Origin of the sequence: Streptomyces sp. NPDC058086 (assembly GCF_042885015.1) — a bacterium.
In the GTDB taxonomy this organism is placed as follows: Bacteria; Actinomycetota; Actinomycetes; order Streptomycetales; family Streptomycetaceae; genus Streptomyces.
This window is the reverse complement of record NZ_JBHVST010000038.1, coordinates 82,081-94,901: the sequence shown is the minus strand read 5'-3', so window position 1 is coordinate 94,901 and position 12,821 is coordinate 82,081. Positions and strand designations below refer to the sequence as shown.

General features: G+C 70.3%; 6 protein-coding genes and 1 pseudogene. 2 read left to right on the top strand and 5 right to left on the bottom strand.

What is annotated here, in order from left to right:
• Positions 1 to 117: 117 nt before the first annotated feature.
• From ACFVWD_RS27705 to ACFVWD_RS27685, 5 genes and pseudogenes are all read right to left on the bottom strand, one after another.
• On the bottom strand, positions 118 to 3,402 hold the full coding sequence (locus tag ACFVWD_RS27705) for a GH92 family glycosyl hydrolase (RefSeq protein ID WP_389599893.1): 3,285 nt from the start codon (positions 3,400 to 3,402) through the stop codon (positions 118 to 120).
• A 376-nt stretch (positions 3,403 to 3,778) separates the two neighbouring features.
• Positions 3,779 to 4,491, bottom strand: a pseudogene (locus ACFVWD_RS27700) (lytic polysaccharide monooxygenase); the annotation flags it as partial.
• Positions 4,492 to 4,725: 234 nt separating this feature from the next.
• Positions 4,726 to 6,084: a DUF3500 domain-containing protein gene (locus ACFVWD_RS27695; RefSeq protein ID WP_389599892.1), complete on the bottom strand. Its 1,359-nt coding sequence runs from the start codon at positions 6,082 to 6,084 to the stop codon at positions 4,726 to 4,728.
• A gap of 335 nt (positions 6,085 to 6,419) precedes the next feature.
• A complete protein-coding gene (locus tag ACFVWD_RS27690; protein ID WP_389599890.1) occupies positions 6,420 to 7,970 on the bottom strand; it encodes a sensor histidine kinase in 1,551 nt (516 codons plus the stop codon).
• Positions 7,967 to 8,653, bottom strand: a complete 687-nt coding sequence (locus tag ACFVWD_RS27685; protein ID WP_389599889.1) for a response regulator transcription factor — start codon at positions 8,651 to 8,653, stop codon at positions 7,967 to 7,969. Before ACFVWD_RS27685 ends, ACFVWD_RS27690 begins: the two co-directional genes overlap by 4 nt.
• Positions 8,654 to 8,698: 45 nt before the next feature.
• On the opposite strand from ACFVWD_RS27685, the gene ACFVWD_RS27680 reads away from it, so the two are divergent.
• Together ACFVWD_RS27680 and ACFVWD_RS27675 are read left to right on the top strand one after the other, a co-directional pair.
• Positions 8,699 to 9,070 (top strand): hypothetical protein, encoded by a 372-nt coding sequence (locus ACFVWD_RS27680; RefSeq protein ID WP_389599888.1) that lies wholly within the window; start codon positions 8,699 to 8,701, stop codon positions 9,068 to 9,070.
• 71 nt (positions 9,071 to 9,141) lie between these two features.
• Complete coding sequence (locus tag ACFVWD_RS27675) at positions 9,142 to 12,804, top strand: S8 family serine peptidase (protein WP_389599886.1); 3,663 nt, start codon at positions 9,142 to 9,144, stop codon at positions 12,802 to 12,804.
• Positions 12,805 to 12,821 lie beyond the last annotated feature (17 nt).

Below are 12,821 nucleotides of genomic sequence, written 5' to 3'. Positions count from 1 at the left end.
GGGGTTCTTTTTTTTTTAAACCTCCCGGGTGGTCAACGGGGGGGCCCCACCCCCCGGGGGGGGGGGGGGGGGGCCGTATACCACCCCCCCCCCCCGCCCTGCTGTGCGGCCGGGGTCTCAGCTCACCGCGACGGTGAACACGTGCAGATCCGCGTCGGACGGCAGCTGCACGCTCTTGACGGTCTTGCCGGACGGGGCCTGGAAGGGCTTGGTGGCGAAGACGTACGTCGCCACCGGGTCCTTGTCGGCGCCCGCGACATTGCGGTACGCGGTCCTGGCGACGATCTCGTTGCCGTACTGGACGGTGCCGCCTCCGCCGCCGACGGTCCAGTCGGTGAAGGAGAGGTCGACGGAGTCCGTGCTGCCGTCGGTGTAGGTGACGGTCGCGTGAGTCTGCTGGTTGCCGTTGACCGCGCTGCCGATGAAGGACAACCGGTCGGCCGGGTGGGCGAGTTCGATGGTCTGGGCGGTCGCCGAGGCGTTGTCGGGGCGGCCGGTGGGCGAGTCGGGCCAGGTGTAGGTGAGGCCGTCCACGGTGCCCTGGGCGCCGGGGGTCAGGCCTCCGGCGGCGAGGGCCTGACGGGAGTAGCTCCAGCCGCCGCCGTCGTAGTCGGCCTCGTCGTGGTCGCCGGTGTCGTCGGAGACACCGGTGTTGTTGTAGGCGGCCAGAAGAGAGCCGGGTGCCGCGACGGTCAGGGCGACCGGCTGCTCGTACGAGGTGGCGGCCGACGTCACGGTGACCTTGACGTCGTAGAAGCCCTGCTGGGCGGTGTCACCGGCGGACAGGGTGATCTCCTGGGCGCCGTCGGTCACGGTGCCCTCGGCGGGGGTCGCGGTCACTCCGGCCGGGGTGTCCACCTTGAAGCAGACCTCGGGGCCGGTGCCGCCGCTCAGCGCGAGGGCACGGATGTCGAGCTTCGTGCTGCCGCCGGGTGCGAGCGTCGCCGTGGTCGGGCCGACACCGATCTGGTACGGCTGCTCGCCCTCACGGAAGGACGGCGGGGCGGCCGCCGGGTCACTGCCCCAGGTGCGGTTCGGGGTACCGGAGAGGGTGTAGTCGAGCGTGCCGCCGTCGCGGACGAAGGAGGCAGGCAGCCAAGGGCGGTCGCTGGTACGGCCGTCCACCTTCAGCGACTGCACGTACGGAGCGTCCGCGGCGGCGCCGTTCGCCCGGATCTCGATGTCGTTGCCGCCGGGCCGGTTGATCTCCACCCGCGTGAACAGCGGTGAGGCGAGGACGAGTTCGGCACGGGAAGGAACCTGCGGATACATGCCGAGCGCGGAGAAGACGTACCAGGACGACATCTCCCCGAGGTCGTCGTTCCCGGGGATGCCGCCCGGCTGGATGGACCACAGCCCGTTCATCGCGGCGCGGACGGTCTCCTGCGTCTTGTAGGGCGCGCCCGCGTAGGCGTACAGATAGGGCACGTTGATCGACGGCTCGTTGTCCAGCTCCGACTTGTCGCCGCCGCTGCCCGAGAAGGCCCAGCTGCCGTCGGCGTTGTGGAAGAAGGCGTCGAGGCGGTCGAGTGCCTTGTCCCGGCCGCCCATCGCGGCGAAGAGCCCGGCCGGATTGTGCTGCACCATCCAGGTGTACTGGGCGGCCGTACCCTCCACGAATCCGTTGCCGGTCGCCGGGGTGAAGCCGGTGACCCAGCTGCCGTCCGCCTTGCGGCCCGCGACGTAGCCACCGGTCGGGTCGGCCGCGATGTTGAAGTTGTTCTGCCACCACTGGGAGCGCCGGGCGAAGTCGGCGGCCGTCTGCTTCCTCCCCGCCGCCGTGGCGAGCTGGGAGAGCGCGAAGTCGGCGCCGGACATCTCAAGGGTCTCGGCGGCGCCGCCCCAGGCGTTGGACACGGACGGCATGTAGTGCTGCTTGAGGTACTTGTCCAGCGACGGCCGCTGCCCGACGGACAGGACCGGCTTGCCCGAGGAGGAGAGGTCGCCCTCGGTCGGCACGGTCGCCGCCTCTACCAGCGAGTCCAGCGCGCCGCGCAGGTCGAAGTCGGTGCCGCCGAAGGCCCGGATGCCGGCGAGCGCGGTCGGGGACGGGTCGCCGTTCATGACATGGGTGCCACTCGCGCCGTGCAGCCAGCGGTCCCAGACGCCGCCGTTCTGCCGGGCGAGTTCGAGCAGCGACTGCGCGATGTCGGATCCGGTGTCCGGGCTGAGCAGGGTCAGCAGCTGGACCTGGGAGCGGTAGACGTCCCAGCCGGAGAAGGTGCCGTACTGGGCCCGGTGGCCGCGCCCGACGACATGGACCTTGTCGTCGGGGCCCCGGTATCTGCGGTCGGCGTCACTGATGACGTTCGGGTGCAGAAGGGCGTGGTAGAGCGCGGTGTAGAAGGTGGTGCGGTCGGTGTCGCTGCCGCCGCCGACCCTGATCGCGCCGAGCCGGTCGCGCCAGGCGCGGTGGGCGGCGTCCTGGACCGAGGCGAAGGAGCGGGACGGCGGGTTCTCGGCCGCGAGGTTGGCGGCGGCCCCCGCCTGGCTGACGTACGAGATGCCGACCTTGACGTTCACGGGGTCGGTGCCGGGCTCGAACTCCACATAGCCGCCCGCGCCCTTGCCCGCGACGGGACGGCCACCGCTCGCGAAGCCGCCGGTGCCGCCGCTCGCCTCCGTGGACCCCGGGCTCAGCTTGTCGTCCTGCCAGGTGCCGGTCGATTTGAAGTCGCGGTCGAAGCGGGCGGTGAAGTAGAGCGTGTAGTAGGCGCGTTGGCCCTCGGGGTCGAGGTAGCCGCAGAAGTTCCCGGAGGTGACGGACCCGGAGACGGTACGGGTCGCCGGGTCGATCTTCAGGGTCGAATCGGTCGAACCGACCTCGGAGCCCGCGCTGCGGACCAGCAGCGAGGCGGGCTTGTCGGCGGGGAAGCTGAAGCGGCCCGAGCCGGTGCGCGCGGTCGCGGTGAGGTCGGCGGTGACGCCGGAGGCGAAGCCGACCTTGTAGTGGCCGGGCTCCGCCGTCTCGTCGGTGTGCGCGAAGTCGGCCGCGTACACCGCGTCCTTAGTGTCGCTCGCCGGGGAGGACGTGACCTCGCCGGCGTACGGGAAGAAGGGGATGTCGCCGCTGCCGCCCGCACAGCCCGTGCCGGACATATGGGTGAGGCTGAAGCCCCTGATGCGGGTGGCGTCGTACTGGTAACCGCCGGGCGCGGCCGTACGGGTGGCGTCGCCGCGGGTGTTCTCGGGGCTCCAGGAGAGCATGCCGAAGGGCACGACGGCGCCGGGGAAGACGTTTCCGCCGTTCTTGGTGCCGATGAGCGGGTCGACGTAGGTGGTGGGGTCCCGGACGAGGTCCGGTGATGCGGCGGTGGCGGCTGCCGCGGGGGTGACGACGGGGGTGATCCCGGCCGCCGCCAGGGCGACGACGAGCAGGACGGATGACGGACGGAAACGCATGACGCGGCCCCTCCTCCTTCGGACGGGTCGCGCACCACAGGTCGCACAAGCCGCAGGGACAGTAACGTGCGCCACGGGTACCACGGAAGACCGCGTGCGGTCCCACAGGCACGCTCGGCGCACACCCCTATGGCACAACGCGCCCCCCACTGGCCTCTCAACTGGCTTGACATCGTTGTCGGTTGAGGCGGTAGAGTCATGTACAGACCATCAGACAACGTTGTCGCACACCTCGGTCGCCACAAGCCACGCTCCCCCAAGCTCTCGCCTTCGCCCGAGCAGGGGGACCACCACCCCGGGCAGCAACCCCCCTCGCCCGCCCGGGCTCGCGGACCGGGTGAGTTCCACACCACCCACCCGGTCCGCCCAGAGCCGGTCAACCCACCTGGCAGGGCAGCGTGGTCGCGGGATCACCGCCGGAGCCCGAGACGACGTACCCGAAGGTCGCGCTCTTCCCGGGATCCAGCGCACCGTTCCAGTCGGCGTTGTGCACCATCACGTCCTGGCCGCTGTAGGTCGCGTCGCCGTTCCAGAGGCTGACGACCGACTGCCCGCCCGGCAGGGTCCAGTCGACCATCCAGCCGAGCATCGGCACGTCTCCCGTGTCGGTGACGGTCACCTCCGACCGGTAGCCGCCGTTCCAGCTGTTGGTCCTACGACGGGTCGCGGAGCAGACGCCGGGCGGGGGCCCGGTGGGGTTGCCGGGGTCGTGAATGCCTGTCACCTCGCCGTTGCCGCCGTCGAAGACGACGTCCGAGCAGGAGTAGAAGGTCTCCGTGCTGTCCGAGCGCCACCAGACCATGCAGATGATGTGGCGGCCCGACTTGTTCGCGGGGAGCTGTCCGGTCCACGAGTAGTTGGCCTCGACCGTGCCCGGGCTGCCGTTGAGCGGCGGGTGGTCGACGGTCAGGAACGGCTAGTCCTCCATGTCGTTCCAGGTGAGCGCCCTGGTCGGGTCGAAACCGTCCTTGGTGACGTAGACGTAGAACCAACTCGGTGCGCGGCCCAGGCGTTGCAGGAGAAGTCGACCGTGGCACCCGAGGTGAAATGGGTGAGCGGCCAGTCGCTCCGGGGCAGGTTGAAGCCGGTGGGAAGGTGAGGTGAGGCGGGAGCGACTCCCGGCGGGTTCCGGTCCGCCACTTGGGAGCGCTCCCACCTCATTCGGACGTTAGCGCGCACAACCACCTCTGTAAACGCTTCACGTGTAAGCGCTTCACGCACGAGGGCCGCACCCCCTGACAACGGGTGCGGCCCTCGCCATGACGGAGAAACCACTCAGGTACTGATCTTCTTATGACTGAGAAACCACCTGAGTCGGTCACGTCACCGATGGTGGGGTGACGTCAGATAGTGCTGTCGAAGAAGCTCCTTCCCGTAGTCGTTGCCGTTGGGCGTGCGGATGACGGAGTGGACGTGCTTCTGGGTCGCGCCGCTGCCCTGCGTGGCCCCGTACGCGCCCGCGAGCGGGCCCGGGGCCTGACAGTCGACCTCGACCCAGACGACCGGGCTGTGCACCCGGACGTAGAAGGCGGAGTCGTCGGCCGTGCCGCCCGCCCAGGTCACATGGGTGTCGTCGAGGTACTCCCGGACCTCGGCCATCCGCACCCTCGCGGCATCGGCCTTCCCGCGGCCGACGAAGGCCTCGACGATGCCGAGAAGCTTCTTCTTCTGCGCGCGGTTCAGCACGTCGGCGCGCAGGCCGGTGTACGTCTGCACGACGTTGTCGGAGAAGGCGCCCGCCTTCATCGACTCGTTCGACTTGGTCGAGGACTCGATGGCGACCGCCCGCTGCGCCTGCGTGAGGGAGTTGACGAAGGCGAGGCTCGCCACGACCTCCTCGTGGCAGACCGTCACGGTCTCGCCGTCGATCTCCATCGAGGTCGGCTCGGAGCCCCAGAAGCAGGGGCTCATGACGACCTGGTCGCCGAGCACGAAGTAGTTGATGACCAGGTGGTGGCCGTCGAACTGCAAGCCCCAGGGCTCGGTGGCCGACGGGGTGCCCATCAGGGTCCAGTAGTACGCGTCCTCGTTGAAGGAGGCGGTGTTGCCGATCGCCTCGCCGGCCGCCCGGTTGATCCTGCGGATCTTCTCGGTGGTCTCCAGGCCGTCCGCGCTGAGCGCCGACTTCAGCAGAGCCTTGCCCAGAGCCTTCTGATCATCCGTCATGTCGGCGAGGGTGACGCCCTGACGCGTGTACGAGTCGACGTTGCTCCACAGGCGCCACTCGGTGGAGTGGACCGTGAACTGCGTCGCCGTCTTCTGGGTGTCGGTGAGCCCGGCGAGGAAGGCGTTCGCGGCGGCGATCACGGGGGCGGTGGCGACGCCCGTGGAGTGGATCGCGTAAAGGTCGTCGATCCGCTTGCCGTCGGTGGTGAGGCCGAAGAAGTCCTCCGTGATGGTCTGGTTGCCGGGGCCGCCCGCGCCGCCACCGGGGCCGCCGCTGGGGCCGCCGCTGGGCGCGCCGCTCGGTGTCGCGGAGGCGTCGGCGGCGGGGGTGGCGGTGTCGTCGGCGAGGGCGGTCCAGGCTCCGGCGCCGCCCATGGTGGCGACGGCCGTGGCGCCGCTCGCGAAGAAGACCTTCCGCATGAAGTTGCGCCGGTCCGAGTGAGCGCGGGAGTCCTTCCCGGACTGCTGAGGCGTCCCGGACTGCTCCGCGTGCTCCCCAGTGTCGAGCTCGGTCATCGTCGCTGGATCCCTTCGTCGTGGGCACGTCCCTGGCGGACGGCCGGGCGCGCACGACTCTGGGGGAGCAACCTGAGGCGAACCTGAAGTGCGGCGGGGAAGGGTCCGGCAACCGCGGCGGGGAAAGGTCCGGCAAGGGCGGTGGGGAAGGGCCCGGCGCGAGGACAACGAACCGCTCCCTTCCGGGCGCCGGGGCGGGCCGCTGTCGCGTCACCCGCGCATGGCGCGCACCTCGGTCTGACGTCTGCGAACGTATGTCGCCGCCGAAGAAAGTGTCAACAATTTCGTTGACCTTCATGGTGGGTACACAGGGGCGGGGAAGAAGGCGCCGAGGATCAGGCCGACGCGGGTGCCGGAGCGGACGCCGGGTCCGGGGTCCTGGCGCCTTCGGCCGGGGGCAGTTCGAGCGTGAACTCCGTACGGCCCGGGGCGCTCTCCACGTGGATGCGACCGCCGTGGGCGACGGTGACCGCCTCGACGATGGCGAGTCCGAGGCCGGAGCCCCCCTCCGTGGGGCCGCCGCGGGCGCGCGAGACATCGCCGCGTGTGAAGCGTTCGAAGACCGACGGGAGCAGTTGCTGCGGGATGCCGGGACCGTCGTCGCGGACGCGGATCACACAGGCCTCTTCCGTGGCCTCCACCGAGGCGACCACGGTCGTGCCAACGGGTGTGTGCACACGGGCGTTGGCCAACAGGTTGGCCACCACCTGGTGCAGCCGTGCCTCGTCGCCGACGACCAGGGCCGGGGAGTCCAGCAGCAGCGCCAGCTGCCAGTTGTGGGTGTCCCCGGCGGCCCGCGCGTCCCACACCGCCTCGGCGACCAGTGCCGCGAGGTCCACCTCGGCCGCGTGCAGCGGCCGGCCCTCGTCCAGCCGGGCGAGCAGCAGCAGGTCCTCGACGAGGCCGGTCATCCGGGCCGACTCGGCGGAGACCCGGCGCCAGGCCAGGGTCGGTTCGATCCACTCGGTGCCGCGGTTCATCAGTTCCGCGTATCCGGCGATGGAGGCGAGAGGTGTCCGGAGTTCGTGGCTGGCGTCGGCGAGGAAGCGGCGCATGCGTTCCTCGCTGCGGCGCATCTCCTCCTCGCCGCGCTGGCGTTCGGCGAGCGAGGACTCCACGTGGTCGATCATGCGGTTGAGGGCGGCACCGACCTGGCCGGCCTCGCTGCCGGGGTCGGTGTCGCGTTCGGGGACGCGGGTCAGGGCGGTGACCTCGCCGTGGCCCAGCGGGGAGCGGGAGACCTCGACGGCGGTGGCGGCGACCCGTCCGAGGGGGCGCAGTTGGCGCCGTATGACGACCGCGCAGACGCAGCCCGCGGCGGTGAGGCCGACGGCGGCCACCACGCCCTCGACCGCGACCAGCCGGCCGATCATGTCCTGTACGTCGCCCATGGGGAGCCCGGTGAGCACGGGGACGCCGTCGCCGCCGAGGGCGGTCACCCGGTAGCTGCCGAGGCCAGGGACGGTACGGGTGTGCAGGGAGCCGTCGGTGGTGATGCCGTCGAGGGCGGCGCGCTGGACGGCGGTGAGGGTCTGCCGGCCGCCGTCGTGGGTGACGACCTCGGCGGCGAGGATGTCCCCGTCCTCGTCGAACCGGGCGGCGAGCGTGCCGACGGCCTGTCCCCGTTCGTTGAGGAACCCCAGGTCAGTGTCGTCGCCGCTGCGGCGCTGGAGGCCGCCCTGGCTGCGCTCGGCGGCGTCGGTGACGCGCTGGTCCAAGTTGCCGAGCAGGTAGGAGCGTTGGGCGAAGACGGTGGTGAGGGCCATCGCCGCGCAGACGGCGACGATGGTGGCGCTGATGAAGAGCAGCAGCCGCGTGCGCAGCGAACGCCCTGCCCGCGTCGTGTGTCGGGAGCGTCCGGGGAGCCGGGTGGGTCGGAGGCTCATCTCCCGTCCTCCACGGGGCGGATCGCGTACCCCACCCCGCGCACGGTGTGGATCATCGGCGCCCGCCCCTTGTCGATCTTCCGGCGCAGGCTGGAGATGTAGACCTCGACCAGGTTGCCGCCGCCGTCGAAGGAGCTGCTCCACACATGGTCGAGGATCTGGGCCTTGCTCAGCACCTGCCGCGGGTGGCCGAGCAGCAGGCCGAGCAGGTCGAACTCCTTGGCGGTGAGCTGGATCGGCGTACCGTCGCGGCGCACTTCGCGGGTCTCCTCGGTCAGGACGAGATCGCCGAGCATCAGGACGGAGTCGTCGGTGCGGGTCGGTTCGGCTCCGGCCCTGCGCAGCAGTCCGCGCAGCCGCAGGACGACCTCCTCCAGGGAGAAGGGCTTGGTCACGTAGTCGTCGGCGCCCGCGGACAGGCCGTCGATGCGGTGTTCGAGCGCGTCGCGCGCGGTCAGCATGAGGACGGGCAGTCTCGGATTCTCGTAGCGCAGCCTGCGCAGCACCTGGATTCCGTCGAGGTCGGGCAGCATCCCGTCGAGCACGACCGCGTGCGGGGCGCAGCCGCGGGCGGCGCGCAGCGCGCTGTGCCCGTCGGCGACCGGGTAGGGCCGCCAGCCCGCCTCGGTGACGGCCACGGAGAGCAGTTCGGTGAGTGCGGGTTCGTCGTCGACGATCAGCACACGGACACGGTCCCCACGGATCCGCTCACCACGGAGGCGGTCCCCATGGAGGCGGTCCCCGCGGATCCCCTCGCCGCGCACGCGGTCGCCACGGACGTACTCGCCACCGTCACGCTCACCGCGCACGCGGGCGCCACCGTCACGTCCGGCACGGGGGCGCTCGTTACCGTCACGCTCGCCGGGGACGCGGTCGTCACGGGCGCGCTCGCCATGGACGGGCTCGCCGGAGGCGCGTGTGGCGCGCAGACGTTCGCTTCGGGTGCCAGACATATGACGATCCTGTCCCGGTTCGCTGGGAGAACCCTGTGTTCCGACTTTGCCGCAGCCGTGCGAAGGGTCTCCCGGGACGCCCCGGCGCTCCTCAACCCCCGTGGCCGAAGGGGGCATTGGCACACCCCGGCCACAGGAATCCCTTGAGCCCCTTCTCCCCCAGCCCGCACAGTGGTCCAGACCTCACCAGGTCTCTCAAGGGAAGGAAAAGCCCACAGATGCGAAGACTCCACGCCCTCTGGGCCATGACAGGCGCCGCCGCTCTGCTCGCGGGTGCGGTCGCACCCTCGGCAGCGGCCCCGACCCCTTCGCCCGACACCCCATCGGGGACGGCGCAGGGCACCACCCAGACCGTCACCCTCATCACGGGCGACACGGTTTCGGTCACCACCGGGCCGGACGGCAAGTCCGCCGTCGAGATCGAGCGCGGCAAGGGCCGTGAGGCCGCCACCTTCCTGTCGACCGAGCGCGACGGCGAGGTCAGTGTCCTGCCGGCGGACGCGATCCCGCTGGTGAAGGCGGGCCGTCTCGACCCGGCCCTGTTCAACGTCACCCAGCTGGTGAAGCAGGGATACGCGGACGCGAAGACCGGCACCACCCCGGTGATCGCGACGTACAAGAGCGGCAGCGCGATCCCCGAGGGCGCACGCCGGACGCTCAAGCTGCCCGCGATCGACGGGGCGGCGCTGAGCGCGAAGAAGTCGACCTCCTTCTGGGCCGACATCGCCCCCTCACTCGGCACCGAACCGACCACCAGGGCCGCCAAGCAACTCGGCGAGGGCATCGACAAGATCTGGCTCGACGGCAAGGTACAGGCGTCCCTCGACGTCAGCGTGCCGCAGATCGGCGCACCCGAGGTGTGGAAGTCGGGCTACGACGGCAAGGGCGTCGACGTCGCGGTCCTGGACACCGGCGTGGACACCGGGCACCCGGATCTGGCGGGGAAGATCGCCGAGACGCAGAGCTTCGTACCGGGCGAGACGGTGCAGGACGGTTTCGGTCACGGCACCCATGTGGCGTCCACGATCGTCGGCTCGGGCGCGGCCTCCGGCGGCCGGTACAAGGGCGTGGCGCCGGGCGCGGAACTGCGCGTCGGCAAGGTGCTCGACAACACCGGCCACGGCCAGGACTCCTGGATCATCGCGGGCATGGACTGGGCGGCCAAATCCGGCGCGAAGATCGTGTCGATGTCGCTCGGCGGTGACGCCACCGGCCCCTCCGACATCCTGAGCGAGACCGTCGACGAGCTGTCCGCGTCCACCGGCACCCTCTTCGTGATCGCGGCGGGCAACTCCGGCCCGTCCGAGCAGACCGTCGGCACCCCGGGCATCGCCGACTCCGCGCTGACGGTCGGCGCCGTGGACAAGTCGGACAAGCTGGCCTCGTTCTCCAGCCGGGGCCCGCGCGCCGGTGACTACGCGGTCAAGCCGGAGATCACCGCACCGGGCGTGGCCATCACCGCGGCCCGCGCCTCGGGCACCAGCATGCCTGGCGGTACGCCGGTCGACGACTACTACACGACGGCCAGCGGTACGTCGATGGCGACCCCGCATGTCGCGGGCGCCGCGGCGCTGGTAGCGCAGGCCCACCCCGACTGGACGGGCCAGCAGATCAAGCAGGCGCTGGCTACCACGGCGAAGACCATGCCGGACGCCGACGCCTTCGAGCAGGGCGACGGCCGGGTCGACGCCGTACGGGCCGTCAATCAGGGCGTCTTCGCGACTCCGACGCTGAGCTTCGGCAAGTACGAGGAGACCGACACCGCGGCCGCCGACAAGGACATCACGTACACCAACACCACTGATAAAGCGGTGGAGTTGAAAGTGTCCTCGTCACTTCGCGACGCCACACCGAACGCGGACACGGTCACCGTCCCGGCGAAGGGCACCGCCACCGTCGCGGTCACGGTCGACCCGGCGAAGGAGGCGACGGGCCGGTACACGGGCCACATCACCGCGAGCGCCGACGGCGTCCTCGTCACCACGGCCATCGGCTTCGAGAAGCTGCCGAAGACCTACGACCTGAAGGTGTCGCTGCTGGGCCGTGACGGCAAGCCGCCCACCTGGTCGTCGATCTTCATGCTGCAGGAGCTGAACGGCGCGTACCCGGACACGTACGGGTACATCGGCAAGAGCTACACCTTCAAGGTGCCGGCCGGTACGTACTCCATGGCGTCCTGGATCTCGCAGCGGGACGCGGCCGGCCTGGAGGTCAACACCTCGATCGTCGGTGATCCGGAGATCAAGGTCGACAAGGACACCGAGGTCGTCCTCGACGCCCGCAAGGCGGTCGAGATCAAGCCGAAGACCAAGGAGGACTCCGAGTTCCAGGGCTTCAGCACCAACTGGCACCGGGAAGGCCCTGGGACCGCCTTCGGGGTGACCTACAGCCAGGGCTGGTGGACCGACCACGTCTATGTGGCGCCCACCGAGAAGGTCACCCAGGGCATGTTCGAGTTCTCCTCGAAGTTCCGGCTGTACGCCAAGGAGCTGACGGCGAGCGTCACCGGCCCGGAGAAGTACGCGCTGCCCCTCGACTACGCGCAGACCGATATCGGTCTCCCCGTGAAGGTCAGCGGTGACCACACGGTGCGCGCGGTGGACGCGGGCGCCGGCACCGCGGCCGACTTCGCGGGACTCGACGTCAAGGGCAAGGTGGCGGTCGTCCGAGTGGGCGCCGACGGGACGCCGGACGAGGCGCTGGCCAACGCGACCGCGGCCGGGGCCGGTTACGTCCTCGCCTATCGCGAGACGCCCGGGTACTGGATCGCCTGGGCGAAGAGCACGACCGTCCCGCTGATGATCGCCACCGGCGAGGACGGCGCGAAGCTCGGCGCCCTGCTGAAGAGCGGGAAGAAGGTCAAGCTGAAGCTGGCCGGCACTCCGGTCAGTCCGTATGTGTACAACGTGATGTTCCCGCAGGTGGGAGCCGTCTCGGCGAACCAGACATACAACCTGAACAGCTCCAACACGGTGAAGCAGACGGTTCGTTACCGCGGGGCCCGGGCCGGGGATGTCGGCAAGGACGCCGTGTACCGGTACCGCCCCTGGCAGAGTGCCGACATCGCGACCACCAGCAACGTGCAACTCGGCACGGAACGCACCGAGTACTACAACGTCTCCGACAACCGGATCTGGCACGCCGTCTATCCCAACTGGCAGGCGAACCAGCCTCAGTGGGGTCCCGTGCGGACCTTCGACAAGGCGGGCAAGCAGCCCGCCGAGGACTGGCTGGGCCAGGTCGTCCGCCCGGCGACCACTCAGCAGTCCGGCCAATCCCAGCGCACGGGTGACAAGCTCACCTTCCGTATCCCGGAGTTGAGCGATGCCACACCGGGCCACTACGGATACGTGGACAACGTCCAGGACACCGCAAAGGGCAAGCTGTACGCGGACGGGCAACTGGTCGGCGACACCGCACTCGGCGGCTACGGCACGTTCACCGCACAGCCGGCGAAGTCCTCGTACCGCCTCGTGGTCGACACGCAGCGCACGGCCGACTGGGCGGCGTACTCCACCGGCACCCACACCGAATGGTCCTTCGCCTCGGCGCACACGGACCAGCAGACGGCGCTCGGGCTGCTCTCGGTCGACTACGACGTGGCCGGGATCGGCCTTCTCAACAGTGCTGAGGCTGGACACACGTCGAAGCTCGGCCTCTCCGTCCGGAACCAGTCGGGCGGTGTCACGGCCAGTTCCCTGAAGGCCTGGGTCTCGTACGACGACGGCACCTCATGGAAGGAAGTGAAGGTCAAGGACGGCAAGGCGGAGCTCAAGCACCCGAAGAAGGGCGCCCGGTTCGTGTCGCTGCGCGTGCGGGCCGCCGACCGGGACGGCGACGCCGTCGACCAGACGGTCGTACGGGCGTTCGGCCTGAAGTAGACAACCGCCGCCAAACG